Origin of the sequence: Nakamurella lactea DSM 19367 (assembly GCF_000426645.1) — a bacterium.
GTDB lineage: Bacteria > Actinomycetota > Actinomycetes > Mycobacteriales > Nakamurellaceae > Nakamurella > Nakamurella lactea.
In genome coordinates this window covers 1-17,001 of the sequence record NZ_AUFT01000015.1, presented here as the reverse complement: position 1 = coordinate 17,001, position 17,001 = coordinate 1, and the positions used below count along the sequence as shown (strand labels likewise).

The following is a 17,001-nucleotide window of genomic DNA, read 5'->3' as shown; positions in this document are numbered from 1 at the left end:
GGCGACGGATCAGGCGACCGGGCGGCCGCGTCGGCACCGTTGTGAACGTGAGCAGCGGTGTCGCCGAGGAAAGTCCGGGCTCCACAGGGCAGGGTGGTTGCTAACGGCAACCCGGCGTGAGTCGCGGGACAGTGCCACAGAGAACAGACCGCCGGCGGGTTCGCCCGCCGGTAAGGGTGAAACGGTGGTGTAAGAGACCACCAGCGTCCCGGGTGACCGGGGCGGCTCGGTAAACCCCACCCGGAGCAAGGTCAAGAACTTCCGGCTCCGGCCGGAGGTGCGCAGGCGTTCGAGGGCGGCCCGCCCGAGTCTGCGGGTAGACCGCTGGAGCGTGTCGGCAACGGCACGCCGAGATGGATGGTCGCCGCCCGGCGGGAGTCTCCCGCCGGGAACAGGACCCGGCTTACAGGTCGCCTGATCCACTATCGGCAGGATTTGCCATTGTCGGTCGTAACGAAGCCCGCCGAACTCGTCGCTGCGCCAAAGTTGTCCGGACAGGCTGCAACGATTGCGTATCGAAGGGCCGCCCACCTGCACGGTCGTGTGAAATGATCGGTGCAGTTCGTGATCGCGAACGCAGGGGCACCGCGGGGTCGGGGTTGAACTCCGCTGGGGCCGGCAGTTCGTCGGCTCCAGCGGGACGACCCACCGGCCCCGGCACGGCATGGTCGTTGCCTCCCGTCAGGTGCCGTTCACACGTCGTGCTGCCATGGCGGACGGGTCCAGGGTGACAATCGGTGACATATCGTCGACGGATGCCTCGTGTTCCCGTCCTGGCCATCGCCGTCATGGCCGTCCTCGGCCTGACAGCGGGCTGCGCAGACTCCGTCGGCGGCGCCGCAGTGGCGGCGACCACCCCGGTGCCGACGCCACCGCCGGCACCGTCCTCCGATCCGCTCGCCCCGACCTCGGTCCCGACGCTGACCCCAGTCGCCACACCGACGTCAGTCCCGACACCGCCATCGGAACTTGTTCCGACGTCAGCCCCGACCTCAACCCCCGCAGTGCCCTCTCCGCCGGCCTCCTCGGCCGCAACTTCTGGGCAGACCACCCGGGTGACGAGCACGAGGACCTGGAAGTTGCCGAACCCCGAACCGGGCCGCAAGAAGAACGCCTACGGGGACCTGATCGCCAAGCCGGGTGAGGCCAACGGAGTCACCTTCACCTCGGACGATCAGCCGGACGGCGAGCTGATCTTCGTCGTCAGCAAGATCACCCTCGATCCGAAATGTGTTGCCGGGGCAGCCAAGTCGCGCCGGGGCCACTTCCTGCGGATCGACCTCGAAGTGGAACCGCGCGACGTGAGTGCGGAATCGGCCGAGCTGTGGAGCAGTTCGTTCGCCGCCCCGTCCTGGGTCGCCTACGACGCCAAGGGCACCGCGCAACCAGGAACCGACACCGAGGAGGCAGGCGGCTGCCTGAAATCGGAGGAACAACTGCCGTACGTCGATTCCCGGCTGATCGCCAAGGGCACCTTCGTCAAGGGCTCTGTCGTGCTCGACGTGAGCAGCGCCAAGGGCACGGTGGTCCTGGACCTGAACACCGACGGCGGCTGGGAGTTCCAGTACGGCTGATCCGGCGTGCCACGGCGGCGCCGGACCACCGGACGTAACCTGTGCCGATGCCGTTCCGAAAGATCAACACCGCTGCCACCGACATCGATTTCGCCGGCATCCGGCGCGACCTGGAGATCCCGGCGGGCTACCCGCAGCCGGCCGTCGACGAGGCGGTGCAGATCGCCCAGCACCTACCGACCGCGCCCGACGACGCGACCGACATTCCGTTCGTCACCCTCGATCCGGTGGGCTCCAAGGACCTCGACCAGGCCGTGCACCTGGAGGCCGGTCCGGACGGCGGCTATCTGGTTCGCTACGCGATCGCCGACGTGGCGAGCTACGTCGGCGCCGGTGGCGCGGTCGACGCCGAGAGCCGACGGCGCGGGCAGACCTACTACAGTCCCGACCTGATCAGCCCGTTGCACCCCTTTGAGCTGTCCGAAGGCGCGGCCAGCCTGTTGCCGGATCAGATCAGGGCCGCCGTGTTGTGGACCATCACGCTGGACGCCTCCGGCGCGCCGACCGACGTGCGGCTGACCAGGTCGATGGTGCGGTCGGTGGCACAACTGGACTATCCGGGCGCCCAGGCCGACGCCGACGCCGGTCGGCTGCACCCCTCCATCGCGCTGCTGCCCGAGGTCGGCAAGCTGCGGCTGGCGGCGGCCAGGGCGCGGCACGCCATTTCCCTCGACCTGCCGGACGTGGAGGTCCAGCGCGGCCCGGACGGCAACTGGACCCTGGAGCTCCGTGCGGTGCTGCCCATCGAGCAGTGGAACGCCGAGATCAGCCTGCTGACCGGGATGTGCGCGGCGACCATCATGCTCGGCGGCGGCTACGGCGTGCTCCGCACGCTGCCCGAACCGTCCGACCGCGACGTCGCCAGACTCCGCAAAGAGACTGCGGCACTGGGCATTCCGTGGTCGGACGAGCTCCCGCCCGGTGACGTGATCGCCGGCCTAGACGGCTCGAAACCGGCGGACGCCGCGTTCCTGCAGGACGCGCTGAAGTTGCTCAGGGGCGCCGGCTACACGCCGTTCACCGGGACGCCGCCGGCCGACCACTCGCACGCCGGGGTGGGGGCGCCGTACGCCCACGTCACCGCCCCGCTGCGCCGGCTGGTCGACCGGTTCGGCACCGAGATCTGCCTGGCCCAGGTGGCCGGCACCGAGGTGCCGGACTGGGTGCGCAGTTCGCTCGACGCGATCGCCGACACCATGGAGGCGACCGACCGGACGGCCCACGATCTGGAGCGCAACTGCGTCGGCGTGGTGTCCGCGTTCCTGCTGAAGGGACGCGAGGGCGAGCAGTTCACCGGCGTCGTGGTGCAGATCGATCAGGAGAAGAAGCGGGCGACGATCGCCGTCGACGAGCCGCCGATCCAGGCCAAGTGCGCCAGCGACGGGCTCACTGAAGGCACCAGGGTCACCGTGGAGCTGGTGTCCGTGGACGACCGGAACTTCGAGATGCGCGCCGTCACCTGACCATTGGGCAACCGCTGACTTGACGCCCGCTGTCGGCATGGCACGCTGTGCCGATGGGCGATGAGATCGGTCAGCACACGCAGTGGTACTACAACGTGATCACCGGGCAGGTCGAGCAGGAGGGCCAGGGTAAGGGCACCGATCACCTCGGTCCCTACCCGAGCAGGGAGGCGGCGGAGGGCGCCCTTGCGGCGGTGAAGGCGCGCGAGGAGCAACTCGACGCCGAGGACGCCGCCTGGACCGGCAACGACGAACCACCCCGGGGCTGACGGCAGCAACCGCCGCCTGGCGACAGATCCGACCTGGTGGTGGTACTGGCGGCCGCCATTGTGGGATCGGGACGCCCGCTCCGGCGCTCCGCCGCGCTGTCGGGCCGGCCGATTCGTCACCCAGAACGACACCCCCTCACCACGACGGACGCGACGGACGAGCCGTCCCGGCCCGATGCGGTTGACCGGACACGCCCACGATTTGCTGGCAGCCTGTCACTCGTAAGCGGACTGACGGACGCTGCGGACGCGTCGTGTTGCAAACGGTCCATGATCCGAATGCCATCTCCGGAACTGCGCTGGAGTGGCATCCGGCTACTGCTGCCAATCCGGCGAGCCCGGCGAGCAGCCCCGCGACCGCGCGACGGTTCTGGGCGGTCTGAACATCCTGCAGCGTCTTGTCCATCCCGGGACGTCGCGCGTCCGTGGAATGGCCACCAGGGTCGGTGCTGCGACGGCCACTAGCCGCGGTGCTGAGTCCGTCGGTAGTCGTAGACCGACATCTGAGCCATGTCGCCATGGTTCGGACTATACGGAAAAGCGCGGTGATGCCGGTTGGTTGGCGGATGTCGCTGGGCTGCGCTCCACCCGCCGTGTCCTTCGCTCGCTCTCGGCTCACAACCAGTGATGACATGATCGATCGTGTGCCGCGACCGCTGAGTGCCCGAATCCGCCGTTCCCGTCCAGCCGCCCGGATCGGCCTGCTCGCCGTCGCCGGGCTGCTGCTGGCCGGCTGCGGCGCCGGGGTGGTCGGCAGCGCGATACCGGTGAGCACCGCTGCTGGGAGCACCGTTGCCGGGAGCACCGCCGCCGGCGGCACTGCCGCAAGTCCGACGCCCGCGAACCCGGCGCCGGGCGACCTGGGGCCGGTGCCGAAGGGCCTGGAGGCCTACTACTCACAGCAGTTGCAGTGGCAGGACTGCGCGGAGTTCGCGCAGACGGACAGCGACCGGGAGACCTACGGCACGGCCGGATTGCAGTGCGCCAGGCTGAAGGTTCCGGTCAGCTACGACGACCCAGCCAGCGGCCAGGCGACCGTCGGCGTACTCAGGGCGCCGGCCACCGGCGACCAGGGCGACCGTCTGGGGTCGGTCATCTTCAACCCAGGCGGACCCGGCGGTTCCGGCATGTCGACGGTCGCCCAGTTCGCCACCGAGAAGATCGACCTGCGACAGCATTTCGACCTGGTCGGATTCGACCCGCGGGGCACCGGAGCCTCCAGACCCGCCGTCACCTGTCGCACCGACGCCGAGCGGGATGGCGAGCGGGCGGCCAACCTGCGCAGCACCACGCCCGAAGGCATCGCCGCGATGAACGCCTACGCCGCCCAGGTCGCGCAGTGGTGCACCGAACGCACCGGCAAGGACGAAGGCATCTCCGGCGCGGCCTTTCTGGCCAGCGTCGGCACCACCGACGTGGCCAAGGACATGGACATCCTGCGGGCAGCGGTCGGTGACCGCCAGCTCACCTACGTCGGATACTCCTACGGCACCCGCCTCGGTACCTCCTACGCCGAGCAGTTCCCGGCCAACGTCCGGGCGATGATCCTGGACGGCGCCATCGATCCGAACCTCGATCCGGGAACCGAGGTGGTGAACCAGGGCAAGGGGTTCCAGGAGGCCTTCGACGAGTTCGCGAAGTGGTGCGCCCAGCAGCCGACCTGCGTGCTCGGGAAGGACCCGAGCGCCGCCACAGCCGTCTATCAGCACCTGGTCCGGCCGCTGCTGGACACACCGCTGACGTTGTCCGACGGCAGGGTGCTGACCTTCAACGACGCGAACACCGCCACCATCCAGGCGATGTACGCCGAGGCCTTCCGGGAGCCGTTGGCCAACGCGTTGCTCGACCTGAGCCGCGGCAACGGCGACCTGATGATGCGGATCGCCGACCTGTACGAGGACCGGGACAGCTCCGGTCACTACTCGAGCCTGATGGACGCATTCCTGGCGATCCGCTGCATGGACGATCCGCGAACCGATCCGCAGCAGGTCGCCGAACTGAACAAGCAGTACAACCAGGCGGCGCCGTTCCTGGACTCCGGCGATCCGGTGGTCGCGACCAAGGACGTCTGCGACTCCTGGCCGGCAAAGCCGACGCTGACGCCGCACACCCCGAACGTCGACAACCTGACGGCGAAGATCCTGGTCATCTCCACCACCGGCGACCCGGCCACCCCGTACCAGGCCGGCGTCGACCTGGCCAAGGATCTGGGCGGGGCACTGATCACTGTCAAGGGCACCAGACACACCGCGTTTCTGGGGGCCGGGATCGCCTGCGTGGACACCGCGGGAACCGACTACCTGGTCAGCCTGAAGGTTCCGCCGGCCGGCACCACCTGCTGATCGCCCAACGGTGAAGGGATCCTGCGGATGAGCCTGCTGGTGGCCGGCGGCCGAGTCGTGACGCCGGTGGACGGCGGTCCGGTCCGTGATCTCGGATTACTCGATGTGCTGATCGACGGCAACCGGATCGTCGCCGTTGGTGAGGTCGGCGGCGCCCGCGCCGCGGCGGCTGGCAGCTGCGAGACGATCGACGCCACCGGCTGTTTCGTCCTGCCGGCCGCCCTCGACCTGCACGTGCACCTGTCGGCGCAGGCGTCGAACGGGGGGGAACCGAACGGGTTCGTCGACGACTTCGCCATGGGAACCGCGGCCGCCGCGGCCGGCGGTGTCGGCACGGTCGGGCAGATGTCCTTCGCCGAGGACGGCTGGACGCTGTCGGGCGCGCTGAACCGCGATGCGGCGGCGGCGCAGCGCGACGCGCGGGTGGACGTCCTGCTGATCCCCGGCCTGGTCACCCCGACGGCCGAGGACGTCGCGGCGATCCCGGCGCTCGCCCGCGCCGGTCACCCTGCACTGAAAGTCGTCGATCCGAGTTTCGGCGGCGACCCGTCGCTGATCGAGGCGGCGATAGCGGCCGCCGGCCGGGCCGGGATGATCGCCCTGGTGCACTGCGAGAACGCCGCGTTGATCGATGCGGCCGGACGCCGGCTGATCGCTTCCGGCCGCGGTGGTCTGGAGCACTTCGCGCAGAGCCGCCCGGTCGAGACGGAGGTGTCGTCGGTGCGGTGGGCCGTCGAGGTGTGCCGGCGGACCGGTACGCCGATGGTGTTGGTGCACGTGTCAAGTGCGCAGGCACTGGCGGTCGCGGCGTCGGCGCGGGCCGATGGGGTGCCCGTTTTCGTCGAAACCCGGCCGATGTACCTGCATCTGACCGATGAGGTGTTCTCCCGCCCGCAACCCGGCCGGTTCACCGGGATGCCTGCGGTCAGGTCCGCGCGGGATGTGGCCGCCTTGTGGCAGGGGATCGCCGACGGCACCGTGCACACCGTGGCCAGCGATCACGCGCCCTGGCGGTTGGCCGACAAGACCGATTCAGGGCTGACGGTCGCCAGCGCCAGGATGGGCGTGGCGGATCTGCAGACCTGGGTGGGCATGCTGTTCTCCGAGGGCGTGCTCGGCGGCCGGTTCGGCATCGAGACCTTCGTCGAGGTCACCTCGACGAACGCCGCCCGGTTGTACGGGCTGGCGCCGGCCAAGGGATCGGTGTCGGTGGGTGCCGACGCGGACCTGATGATCCTTGATCCACTGCGGCACAGCGTGATCGACGGCGCCGCACAGTACTCGGCGGCCGGCTACAGCGTGTACGACGGGATGACGGTGCGCGGCGGCGTCCGAGCCTGCGTCGTGCGCGGCGCCCTGGCATGGTCCGACACCGGCGTGCTCGCTGCACCGGGACACGGTCAGCTCGTCGGACGGACCTCGGAGACCGGCGCGCTCGGCCGGGCCGTCGCCCGCGGAGAGTCGGGCTGGTCGGGACTGGCGCCGACCTGATCTGCGTGCCACATCGCCAGCAGGCCGCGGAAGTGGGCGGCGAACCGGTCGTGCTCCTCGGCCGGATAAGTGGCTTTCACCGTCTCGATCAACAGGTCGTCGAACGCGCTGCTGCCGATCCACTCGTGCACCATCTCCGGTAGTGCGGCCAGGCTGGTGGCGCAGAACTCGCGGTACTCGTCGGCCTGGAAATACTCGTCCGCGAGCTGCGCGTACTGGCCGAGCTTGTCGGTCCAACTCAGGTCGGGATCGTCGCCGACGGCGAACCAGGCGCGGGTCGAGGTGTCGACCTGGCCGCGGCGGCCGGTGACCGCGCAGAATACGCTCCAGCTGATCAGATTCCTGATCGCCCACGGGAAGTAGTAGTGCAGCGAGGTGATGGCGATGTCCGGGCAGGCGTTCGCGTAGTCGATCGGCTGCACCCGCTGCCCGGTGACCAGCGCCTCGCAGGAGTTGAACTCCCAGCGGAAGAACGCATTGATGGTGCGGGACAGCGTCAGGACCTCCTGGCCGGCCTCGGCCGGCAGGAAGTTGTGCGCCACCTCGTAGCGGTCGTGCATCGGCAGTTCCGGCCGGAACTTCATCACCTGGGTCTCCGGGCCGATGGTCAGGGAGCGGGCGAACGAATCGAACGGGCTGACGGCCGACTGCAGGTGCATCAACATCTGCCCGGACGCGTCGTAGGCGTGGTGCAGTGCGGCGGTGTCGTCGATCCGGGAGACGCCGCGCCAGGCGCCGCCGTCGAACGGCTTCATGAACATCGGGAACCCGACCCGGTCGGCCACCTCGTCCAGGTCGAACGGCAGGTTGTAGGTGGAGGCGGTGTAGGCCCACTTCTCGTGATCGATCGGATTCTTGTAGGGCACCAGCACGGTCGGCGGGATGTCGAATCCCAGCCGGATCATCGCGCAATAGGCGGAGTGCTTCTCCATCGCCTGAAAGGTGAACGGGTTGTTCAACAGATAGGTGTCGTTGACCAGCGAGGCCTTCTTCAGCCATTCCCGCGGGTGGAAGTACCACCAGGCGAGCCGGTCGATCACTACGTCGTGGCGTACCGGGTCGCGCAGGTCGAACGGCTCGATGGTGATCCGCTCGGTGCTGATCCGGTGATCCTTGCCCCGGTGCCGGACCGGACCGAGCCCGCGTACCAGCGTCTCGAACGCCCGCGGCCAATCGCTCTCGGTGCCGAGCAGCAGGCCGATCAGATGCGTGGTGTCGTCCTTCTTACCGGTCATGACTCCCCGCTCAGTGCCGATGATTCGTTCGCACGCTCACTCATGGGCCGATCCTCACACAGTGCGGCCCGGGTGGCACCACCTCGCCGGCGAATGATGCGGACCGGTGATCAGCCGACCGGCCGGTACGTGATCAGCCCAGGGCCGGCAGGTACAGCGCGGCCTGGGCGCGCCAGCTCGGCCAGTCGTGCGGCCATTCGGTGCCCCAGATGAACAGGTCGTTGCCGATGCCCTTCTCCTGCAGCACGTCCGCCAGCTGTTTGGTCGACTCCAGGGAACCGGTGGTGTCCTCCCACTGACCGGATCCGACCACCAGGGTGATCCGGACCGCGGACCGCAGATAGTCGAGGTGCTCGCCCTGCAGGCCGGGTACGAATTCCATCGGGTTGGTGAAATAGACGTCATCGGTGTGTTCGCCCCAGCTGCGCCAGCGACGCGGGTCGTAGCTGCCCGACATCGCCACGGCATGCGGGAACAGGTGGGCCTGCCGCAGCGCGAACAGGGTGGCATGGAAGGCCCCGAGCGAAGTGCCGGCGGTGGCGATGTCGGCCCGGCCGCCGGAGTGGTCGCGGATGAACGGCACCACCTGCCAGATGATCCAGTTCTCGTAGGCGAGGTGGGCTTTCGCCCTGTCGCCCAACGGCTTCCAGGACGCAGACCACGACTCGGTGTCGTAACTCGGGACGCAGAAGACCTTGATCCGGCCCTCGTCGACGGCCCCGCGGACCGCGTCCAGCAGCCCGTTGGAGACGAAGTCGTGCACCGACCCGGCCTCGGACGGGAACCACAGGATCGGCCGACCGTAGTGCCCGTGCACCACCACCTCGGCGGTCCCGCCGCCCAGTTGCGAGGCGTCGAGCTGATGGAACTCGGTCTGTGTCATCGCGCCACCTTCCGTCCGTCAGCCCAGTTTGCGCAATAGCTGGTCAAGGCCCGGCGACCAGGCATCGCGCCAGCCGATCATGGTGTGTGCGTCCGGCACGATCCTGGCGTCGACGTCGTAGCCCTGGAAGGTGAGTGCGCCGGCCAGCTGTTCGTTGTTGGCCCGATTCTCCTCGATCGCGCCGACCGTCATCAATACCGGCACGGTCCGCGACTGGCCCGGCAACGCGGACGACATCGCCGACACCGCCGCCACCACCTGGTCGAACGGCGGCCAGCGCGATTCCTGTGGGTCGAGTTCAGCGGTGAAGAACGAGCCGGACTGCAGGGCGAGCGCGTCCAGCGATTCCGGCCGGCGCCGGTGAATGGTGAGCATCGACACCGCGCCGAGGCTGACGCCCAGCCCGAGGGTCGCGGAGGTCCGGACCCGCTCGCGCAGGGCGGGGATGACGACGCCGCCGATGTGGTCGGCGTACTCGGGCTCGGCGGCGTACCAGACGTCGCGGTATCCGTTCGGTGGATCCAGTAGCGCCACCCGGACCGGCTCCGGTTGCGCGCAGGCCCAGGACAACAGCCCGCCGCGGGTCGTCAGGTCGCTGCCGTCGTGGGCGATCAGCAGTGGCGCAGCGGTCTCTGGCGCCAGGCCTGCCGGAGTGAACAGCTGGATCGGCACCGGTACGGCGAGACTGCTGGGCGGATCGGCGATCTCGACGGTGTCGCCGACCACCTCGGTACCCAGCCAGGCCGGCTCGGCATAGTCCGGGAAGCGGATCTCGGACTTGTCGCCGAACGGACCGGGCACCCGGAGCGGATTGGTGGGATCGGTGACGAACTCGTCGCCGTCCGGGCGGTGCAGGATGAGTTGGTATTCGAACCGGTGGGCCAGCGGCCTGGTCAGCCGCAGCGTCCAGTCTCCGCCGCTGCGGTCGAAAGTGTGCGGTTCGGTGAGAATCCAGTCGACGCCGAGGTCGACCCCGGTGACCCGGTCGCCGAACTCCACGACCGGCAGCGACCAGCTCACCGCGTCCTCGGTGACCAGCGGTCCGACGACGCCGGGGGCGTCGTTCGGGGCCGGTTCGGCCGGCGCCTCGGGTCCGGACATTGCGTCACCGTACCGGCTCGCCAGCCCCGGCAGAGTCGCCAGCGGACCCCCTCGACCGTCCGCGGCCCGTCCGGTGCGCTCCCGCGTAACGCGACCGCAACATGGTCCTCATAAGGTGAGCGAATGGATCGTCAGCAACAGTTCGTCCTGCGCACGCTCGAGGAGCGCGACATCCGCTACGTGCGGCTGTGGTTCACCGACGTGTTGGGCTATCTGAAGTCGGTGGCGATCGCGCCGGCCGAGCTGGAGGGCGCGTTCGTCGACGGCATCGGCTTCGACGGCTCGGCGATCGAGGGCTATTCGCGGGTCCACGAGTCGGACATGGTCGCCAAGCCCGATCCGGCGACGTTCCAGGTGCTGCCCTGGGAGGCCGACGAGGGCCGGTCGTACTCGGCGCGGATGTTCTGTGACATCGCGATGCCGGACGGTTCACCGTCCTGGGCCGATCCGCGGCACGTGCTGCGCCGGTCGATGGAGGCCGCCGCCGAAATGGGCTTCACCTGTTACGTGCATCCGGAGATCGAGTTCTTCCTGCTCCGGGGTCTGCCGCAGGACGGCACCCCGCCGGTGCCGGCCGACAGCGGGGGCTTCTTCGACCAGGCCTCACACGACGCCGCCCCGCACTTCCGGCGCAAGGCCATCGACACCCTCGAGGCGATGGGGATCTCGGTGGAGTTCTCCCACCACGAGGGCGCGCCCGGGCAACAGGAGATCGACCTGCGGTATGCGGACGCGCTGACCATGGCCGACAACATCATGTCGTTCCGGTACGTGGTGCGAGAGGTGGCGATCACCCAGGGGGTGCGCGCGTCCTTCATGCCCAAGCCGTTCCCCGATCAGCCCGGATCGGCGATGCACACCCACTTCTCGCTGTTCGAGGGGGAGACCAACGCCTTCCACGACCCGGATGACGAATACCAGATGTCGGCCACCGGCCGGGCCTTCCTGGCCGGCGTCCTGCAGCACGCCCCGGAGATCACCGCGGTCAGCTGCCAGTGGGTCAACTCCTACAAACGGCTGGTGATCGGGGAGGAGGCGCCGACCGTGGTGTCCTGGGGGCAGGCCAACCGGTCTGCGCTGGTGCGGGTGCCCAACTACTCGCCAGGTAAGTCGTCCAGCCAGCGCATCGAGTTCCGGCTGCCCGACGCGGGCACCAACCCGTACCTGCTGTTCGCGGTGGTGCTGGCCGCAGGACTCAAGGGCATCAAGGACGGCTACCAGCTCCCCGATCCGACCAACGAGGACATCTCCGGCGTGTCCGACGCCGAGATCCGTGCCCTCGGCTATGCCAAGCTGCCCGGTTCGCTGGAGGCCGCGCTGACGGTCATGGAGAACTCGGAGCTGGTGGCAGAAGCGTTGGGGGAGCACGTCTTCGACTACTTCCTGCGCAACAAGCGAGCCGAGTGGGAGGCTTACCGCAGGCAGGTGACGCCGTACGAGTTGCAGCGATATCTGACGCTGTAGAACCGGGCGCCGCTTGCGACCATCCCGCGCCGGCGAAATGCCCCATTTATCCCAACCCTGGGCGTTCGCCGACGTACAGCCCGTGCAGCCGGAATCGCAGCGGCGGTTCGGCGTACTCCTCCAGCGCGTGGGCGGTCCAGCCGGCGAGTCGGCTGATGGTGAAGATGACGTCGCCGCCGTCCGGGACCATCCCGGTCGCCTCGCCGAGCAGCGCCAGTGCGAAATCCGAATTGGGGAACCAGCCGCGGCGGCCGTCGAACTCCTCCACCAACCGCCGGGCGGTGCGCAGCAAACCCCGATCGGTCCCCGGCAGCTCGGCGATCCGCTGCAGCAGGAAGTCGGCGCGCGGATCGCGTTCGGTGTAGATCAGCTGGCCGAAGCCCGGCGGTTGCCGTTCCCCGGCCAGGTACTCGCTGATCACCGCGGCCGGGTCGACAACGGCCTGGGTCAACAGCCGGCGGGCCCGGCTGGCCGCCGCTCCGTGCGCCGGGCTGTCCATCGCCCCGAGGGCGGCCGTCAGCACGCCGTACGGGTCGGCCCTGGTGCCGGCGGCGACCCTGGCGGCGGTGGTGGAGCTGGCCAATTCGTGATCGGCCAGCAGGATCATTGCGGCCTCCAGCAGCCTGATCCGATCGCGGCGGGCGGGCAGCGCGGTGACCGCGGGCCACAGCCGGTCGGCGGCCGGAGCGTCCGGTTCGGCCGCAGCACCGACCAACGGCAACACCCCGATCGCCGTCGAAATCGCCTGCCGCGCAGCTGTTGTCACCGCAGCGGCGGACAGGTCACCGCGGACCTCGGCGTAGCCGGCCAGGACAGCGATCGACGTCCGCACCATGTCCAGCCGGCGGGGCATACCGGCGATCAGGCCGCCGCGATCGACCGCCGCGGGTGGCGGCAGCGGCGCCGGTTCGGACTGCCAGAGCAGCGCGCACACCTGCTCGAACGTCGACGAGTCGGCCAGCTCCACCGCCTCCCGCCCGCGGTAGTACAGCCGGTCGTTGTGCAGCAGGGTGACCCTGGTGTGGATCCGCTCGGCCATCCCGGTCAGCGCGTTCCGCGGCCCCTTCGAGCGGAGCGTCTCCACCAGGTCGGCCGGGAACCAGGAACCCCGGCGGCCCGACACGGTCACCTTCGGCAGCACGCCGCGGCTGACATAGGCGTAGATCGTCTCCGGTTTCACGCCGAGCACCCGGGCCGCCTGCTCGGTGCTCAGGTGGTCGGGCGGGGGAGTCGGCTCGATGGTCATGACACCGTCATACATTGATGTGATCAACATTGACAACATTCGTTCGGGCAGCGGACCGTGGTCGCTGACGAGAGGAGCCGACATGACGGCAGACACGACAGCAACCGCGGCGCCATTGACCGTGCCGGCCGGGCTGGCCGGCGTGCTGGTGGCGGAGACCGCGATCGGTGACGTACGGGGCACCGAGGGCTTTTATCACTACGGGCCGTACTCGGCGATCGAGCTGGCGCAGCGGCGCACCTTCGAGGACGCCTGGTTCCTGATGCGCACCGGCCGGCTGCCGTCGGCCGCCGAACGGACCGGGCTGCTCGAACAGGTCGGCCGGTTTCGCGAGCTGCCGCCCGCGCTCACGGCGCTGCTGCCGGCGATCGCCAAGGCCGGCAACGACTTTCATCCGCTGGCAGCGCTGCGCACCGCGTTGTCCTTCCTCGGTGCGCACGACGATGTGCCGCCGCTGTGGGGCTCGCCGCCGGCGGATCGGGCGGCCGCGGCGTTGCGGGTTTGCGCCGTCACCCCCGTCCTGCTCGCCCGGCTGTACCGGTTGCGCAACGACCTGCCGGTCGTCGAGCCGGAGCCGGACCTGCCGACCGCCGACTATTGGCTGCGGGCCGTCACCGGCGCGGTGCCGGATCCGGACCACCTGCGGGCGATCGACGCCTATCTGGTGAGCACCATCGATCATGGCTTCAACGCCTCGACGTTCACTGCCAGGACCGTTGCCTCCTCGGGTGCCGACCTGGTGTCGGCCGTCTGCGGTGCCATCGGCACCTTCTCCGGTCCGCTGCACGGCGGCGCCCCGGACCGGGCGCTGGACGGGCTGGACGAGATCGGCAGTCCAGATCGCACCAGGGACTGGGTGCGGGCGAAGGTCTCGGCGGGCGAGCGGATCATGGGATTCGGACATGCCGTGTACCGGACGGCGGATCCGCGGGCGGTGCTGCTGCGCGAGATCGGCCGGTCGCTGGGCGGCGAGTTGATCGAGTTCGCGGTCGACGTCGAGAAAGAGGTGGTCGCCGGACTCGCCGAACTGAAACCCGACCGTGAGCTGTACGCGAACGTCGAGTTCTACGCCGGCGTGGTGATGCAGCAGTGCGGTATCCCGCGATCCATGTTCACCCCGACCTTCACGGTGAGCCGGATGGTCGGCTGGTGCGCGCACATCCTCGAGCAGGCTGCCGACCGCAAGATCATCCGGCCCAGCGCGGCCTATGTGGGGGAGCCGCCGAAGCGGCCGGTGCCGGCAAGCGGGATGTCACATCTGAGGTAGCCCGCATCGTCGGATAGGGAACGTGCCCCATGCCCGTGGCTACCTCAGAACCACACAGTGGAGCGGGTCGGACAGTCGTGTCCGCTCGGGGTCGTCCGGCGAAGGGCAGGTAGCCAGCATGTTGAAGCTTGTTGACGGAGAGCTGCCGTGCTGGTCGGAGGACCCGGACCTGTGGTTCGCCGAGCGACCTGACGACATCGAGCTGGCGAAGGCCTTGTGCGCCGAGTGCCCGATCCGGGCGGCCTGCCTGGCCGGCGCGCTCGAACGTGAGGAGCCCTGGGGCGTCTGGGGCGGCGAGCTGTTCGACCACGGCGTGGTGATCGCCCGCAAGCGCGCCCGCGGCCGCCCGCGCAAGGCCGTCGCCTGAGCGTTCGGGGCCGGTTGGCGACCGCCTAGGATCGGGGGCGCCATGACCGAAAATCTCCCCGGCGCTGTCCGCGACCGGGTCGCCCCGTCACCCACGGGCGACCCGCACGTCGGCACCGCCTACATGTCCCTGTTCAACCTCGCGTTCGCGCGCAAGAACGACGGGCGGTTCCTGCTCCGGATCGAGGACACCGACCGGACCAGGTTCCGCGAGGACTCCGAACAGCAGGTGTACGACACGCTGCGCTGGCTCGGCCTGACCTGGGACGAGGGGCCGGACATCGGCGGGCCGTGCGCGCCCTACCGTCAGTCGGAGCGGCTGGACACCTACCGGCCGTTCGTCGAACAACTGCTCGCCGACGGCCACGCCTACTACTGCTGGTGCACCCCGCAGCGACTGGCCGACATGCGCGAGGCCCAGCAGAAGGCCAAGCGCCCCACCGGCTACGACCGGCTCTGCTACGGCAAGACCGCCGAGGAGCGAGCGACCCTGCCGGGCTTCGCCGAGACGCCAGTGGTCCGGATGCTGATTCCACGCGACGCGCCGATCGCCTTCACCGATCTCATCCGCGGCGAGGTGAAGGCACCCCGTCCGGACGACCAGGTGATCCGCAAGGCCGACGGCTACCCCACCTATCACCTGGCCGTCGTGGTCGACGATCACCTGATGGGCATCACCCATGTGGTGCGTGGCGAGGAGTGGATTTCCTCGACGCCCAAACACCTGCTGCTGTACCGCTGGTTGGGTCTGCAGCCACCGGCGTTTGCGCACATGCCGCTGCTGCGGAACACCGACAAGTCCAAGATCAGCAAGCGGAAGAACCCGGCGGCCCGGCTCACCTGGTTCGCCGAGCAGGGCTACCTGCCGGACGCGCTGGTCAACTTCCTGGCGCTGTTGGCCTACCCGCCGATCACCGAGACCGACGAGGCCGGCAACCCGGTCGAGCGGGAGGTCTTCACCTTCGACGAGTTCAGCGCCGGCTTCGAGTGGAGCAAGGTCAACCCGGCCGGCCCGATCTTCGACCTGAAGAAGCTGGATTGGTTGAACGGCGTGTACATCCGCTCGCTGGACGAGGCCGACTTCGTCGGTCGGATGGTGCCGTTCCTGGTGGCGGACAACGTCTTCGGCCCGGAGCGAGCGGCGCCCACGGACGAGCAGCTGACGACGCTGACGGCGGTCGCCCCCTTGATCCAGACCAGGATGGCGCTGCTCACCGAGGCCAGCGGGTACGTCCGGCCGTTCTTCCTCGGCGCCGCCGAACTGCCGATCGCCGACGACGCGCGCGCCGAGCTCCCGGCGGGCACCGCCGATATCCTCGTCGCCGCCCGGGCCGCGGTCGCCGGGGTCGACGACTGGACCGACGAGCGGATCGAGGCGGCCGTCCGGGCGGCGTTGATCGATGGCATGGGGCTCAAGCCGAAGGTGGCCTTCACCCCGATCCGGGTGGCGATCTCCGGGGCCCGGATCTCGCCGCCGCTGTTCGAGTCGATGCGCATCCTGGGCCGGGACGAAACGCTGGCCAGGCTGGACCGGCTGACCGGCGACCTCTGAGAGTCAGCCGGCGAGCGCGGCCAACGTCAGCGCAGTCAGCTGCTCGGCGAGTTCGGCGTCGGTGAGTGGAGAGGTGAAGGTGCCGACGGCATTGAGCAGCCCGAATGCTGCGTGTACTGCGGTCCGCACCCGCTGCTCCGGCCAATCCGGATGCAGCTCGGCCACCAGTTCGCGCCAGCGGTGCACCAGGGTTCGCTGTCGCTGCATCAGCTGTGCGGACTCCCGATCGGGCAGATGGTGCACCTCGCGGACGAAGACCGCCATCACGGTGCGGCTGGCAGCGACACCATCGGCGTAGGTCCGCACGGCGTCGGTCAGTCGTTCCGCGGCATTCCCGGTGGGCCCGGTGGGATCGTCGGCGGCCGGTGCCGGATCCTCGGCGGCCGGTGCCGGCCGGGTCACCACGGTGTCGATGATCCGGTCGAAGACCGCGGCCAACACCGCGGCCTTGGAATCGAAGTGCCGGTAGATGGCCGGTCCGGTCACCCCAGCCGCGGCACCGATCGAGTCCATTCCGACTGCGGCATAGCCGTTGCGGGAGAACAGCTCCGCCGCCGCCGCCACGATGGCCGCGCGGCGGGCGGCGCCGCGTCCGGTGACGCCGGCGGTGGTGGTCGGCATGTCCGGCAGCGTCAGCCGCGCTGGACCCGCGGCTTGGGGACCCGCCAGCGACGCGGCATCACGGCCCGGTTGAAGGCGTAGAAGCCGAGGGCCCGGCCGGTACGGGAGAGGGTGGTGTCGTCACCCT

Annotated in this window: 15 protein-coding genes and 1 other RNA gene; 10 read left to right on the top strand and 6 right to left on the bottom strand. The window is 69.5% G+C overall.

Translation table 11 applies throughout. The features are described 5' to 3' along the window. Positions 1-9: 9 nt before the first annotated feature. From rnpB to K340_RS0114450, 6 genes are all read left to right on the top strand, one after another. An RNA gene (rnpB, locus tag K340_RS34395) (RNase P RNA component class A) lies at positions 10-422 on the top strand. Positions 423-1,055: 633 nt separating this feature from the next. Next, a complete protein-coding gene (locus K340_RS0114470) occupies positions 1,056-1,574 on the top strand; it encodes a hypothetical protein (RefSeq protein ID WP_029137243.1) in 519 nt (172 codons plus the stop codon). Between the two features lie 47 nt (positions 1,575-1,621). Further along, entirely contained in the window at positions 1,622-3,037 is a 1,416-nt protein-coding gene (locus tag K340_RS0114465; RefSeq protein ID WP_029137242.1) for an RNB domain-containing ribonuclease, read from the top strand. 53 nt (positions 3,038-3,090) lie between these two features. Beyond that, a complete protein-coding gene (locus K340_RS0114460; protein WP_037364839.1) occupies positions 3,091-3,306 on the top strand; it encodes a hypothetical protein in 216 nt (71 codons plus the stop codon). Between the two features lie 632 nt (positions 3,307-3,938). Then, positions 3,939-5,648 (top strand): alpha/beta hydrolase, encoded by a 1,710-nt coding sequence (locus K340_RS0114455; protein WP_084614477.1) that lies wholly within the window; start codon positions 3,939-3,941, stop codon positions 5,646-5,648. Positions 5,649-5,675: 27 nt separating this feature from the next. Beyond that, positions 5,676-7,139, top strand: a complete 1,464-nt coding sequence (locus K340_RS0114450) for a dihydroorotase (protein ID WP_029137239.1) — start codon at positions 5,676-5,678, stop codon at positions 7,137-7,139. Here the strand turns inward: K340_RS0114450 and K340_RS30170 are convergent. The 3 genes from K340_RS30170 to K340_RS30165 all read right to left on the bottom strand — a co-directional run bounded on the left by K340_RS30170 (position 7,049) and on the right by K340_RS30165 (position 10,358). Continuing rightward, positions 7,049-8,374 carry an ATP-grasp domain-containing protein gene (locus K340_RS30170; RefSeq protein ID WP_211229445.1) on the bottom strand — a complete coding sequence of 442 codons (1,326 nt, stop codon included), beginning with the start codon at positions 8,372-8,374 and terminating at the stop codon, positions 7,049-7,051. The two genes, K340_RS0114450 and K340_RS30170, sit on opposite strands and share 91 nt — an antisense overlap. A gap of 133 nt (positions 8,375-8,507) precedes the next feature. Then, complete coding sequence (locus K340_RS0114440) at positions 8,508-9,257, bottom strand: esterase family protein (RefSeq protein WP_029137238.1); 750 nt, start codon at positions 9,255-9,257, stop codon at positions 8,508-8,510. Between the two features lie 18 nt (positions 9,258-9,275). Continuing rightward, positions 9,276-10,358 (bottom strand): alpha/beta hydrolase, encoded by a 1,083-nt coding sequence (locus K340_RS30165; RefSeq protein WP_051266364.1) that lies wholly within the window; start codon positions 10,356-10,358, stop codon positions 9,276-9,278. Between the two features lie 123 nt (positions 10,359-10,481). Between K340_RS30165 and glnA the strand changes: the two genes are divergently transcribed. Then, positions 10,482-11,822, top strand: coding sequence for a type I glutamate--ammonia ligase (glnA, locus tag K340_RS0114430; protein ID WP_029137237.1), 1,341 nt, complete (start codon positions 10,482-10,484; stop codon positions 11,820-11,822). A 46-nt stretch (positions 11,823-11,868) separates the two neighbouring features. Here glnA and K340_RS0114425 read toward each other — a convergent pair whose 3' ends face one another. Further along, complete coding sequence (locus K340_RS0114425; protein WP_029137236.1) at positions 11,869-13,068, bottom strand: citrate synthase; 1,200 nt, start codon at positions 13,066-13,068, stop codon at positions 11,869-11,871. A gap of 82 nt (positions 13,069-13,150) precedes the next feature. Between K340_RS0114425 and K340_RS0114420 the strand changes: the two genes are divergently transcribed. The 3 genes from K340_RS0114420 (at position 13,151) to gltX (ending at position 16,253) form a co-directional block, all read left to right on the top strand. Further along, on the top strand, positions 13,151-14,335 hold the full coding sequence (locus K340_RS0114420; RefSeq protein ID WP_084614475.1) for a citrate/2-methylcitrate synthase: 1,185 nt from the start codon (positions 13,151-13,153) through the stop codon (positions 14,333-14,335). Positions 14,336-14,453: 118 nt separating this feature from the next. Further along, positions 14,454-14,702: a WhiB family transcriptional regulator gene (locus tag K340_RS0114415; protein WP_029137234.1), complete on the top strand. Its 249-nt coding sequence runs from the start codon at positions 14,454-14,456 to the stop codon at positions 14,700-14,702. Between the two features lie 42 nt (positions 14,703-14,744). Then, positions 14,745-16,253: a glutamate--tRNA ligase gene (gltX, locus tag K340_RS0114410; protein WP_029137233.1), complete on the top strand. Its 1,509-nt coding sequence runs from the start codon at positions 14,745-14,747 to the stop codon at positions 16,251-16,253. Positions 16,254-16,256: 3 nt separating this feature from the next. On the opposite strand, the gene K340_RS0114405 is transcribed toward gltX, so the two are convergent. Then, on the bottom strand, positions 16,257-16,874 hold the full coding sequence (locus K340_RS0114405) for a TetR/AcrR family transcriptional regulator (RefSeq protein ID WP_037364836.1): 618 nt from the start codon (positions 16,872-16,874) through the stop codon (positions 16,257-16,259). An 11-nt stretch (positions 16,875-16,885) separates the two neighbouring features. Further along, positions 16,886-17,001, bottom strand: a 116-nt coding sequence (locus tag K340_RS37560) for a DUF3043 domain-containing protein (protein ID WP_154674269.1), incomplete at its 5' end; no start/stop codon positions are given.

Bases quoted from the DNA above. Each gene is read 5' to 3' on its own strand.
- K340_RS0114465 (WP_029137242.1), top strand. From the start codon at position 1,622: ATGCCGTTCCGAAAGATCAACACCGCTGCCACCGACATCGATTTCGCC.
- K340_RS0114460 (WP_037364839.1), top strand. From the start codon at position 3,091: ATGGGCGATGAGATCGGTCAGCACACGCAGTGGTACTACAACGTGATC.
- K340_RS0114455 (WP_084614477.1), top strand. From the start codon at position 3,939: ATGATCGATCGTGTGCCGCGACCGCTGAGTGCCCGAATCCGCCGTTCC.
- K340_RS0114450 (WP_029137239.1), top strand. From the start codon at position 5,676: ATGAGCCTGCTGGTGGCCGGCGGCCGAGTCGTGACGCCGGTGGACGGC.
- K340_RS30170 (WP_211229445.1), bottom strand. From the start codon at position 8,374: ATGACCGGTAAGAAGGACGACACCACGCATCTGATCGGCCTGCTGCTC.
- K340_RS0114440 (WP_029137238.1), bottom strand. From the start codon at position 9,257: ATGACACAGACCGAGTTCCATCAGCTCGACGCCTCGCAACTGGGCGGC.
- K340_RS30165 (WP_051266364.1), bottom strand. From the start codon at position 10,358: ATGTCCGGACCCGAGGCGCCGGCCGAACCGGCCCCGAACGACGCCCCC.
- glnA (WP_029137237.1), top strand. From the start codon at position 10,482: ATGGATCGTCAGCAACAGTTCGTCCTGCGCACGCTCGAGGAGCGCGAC.
- K340_RS0114425 (WP_029137236.1), bottom strand. From the start codon at position 13,068: ATGACCATCGAGCCGACTCCCCCGCCCGACCACCTGAGCACCGAGCAG.
- K340_RS0114420 (WP_084614475.1), top strand. From the start codon at position 13,151: ATGACGGCAGACACGACAGCAACCGCGGCGCCATTGACCGTGCCGGCC.
- K340_RS0114415 (WP_029137234.1), top strand. From the start codon at position 14,454: ATGTTGAAGCTTGTTGACGGAGAGCTGCCGTGCTGGTCGGAGGACCCG.
- gltX (WP_029137233.1), top strand. From the start codon at position 14,745: ATGACCGAAAATCTCCCCGGCGCTGTCCGCGACCGGGTCGCCCCGTCA.
- K340_RS0114405 (WP_037364836.1), bottom strand. From the start codon at position 16,874: ATGCCGACCACCACCGCCGGCGTCACCGGACGCGGCGCCGCCCGCCGC.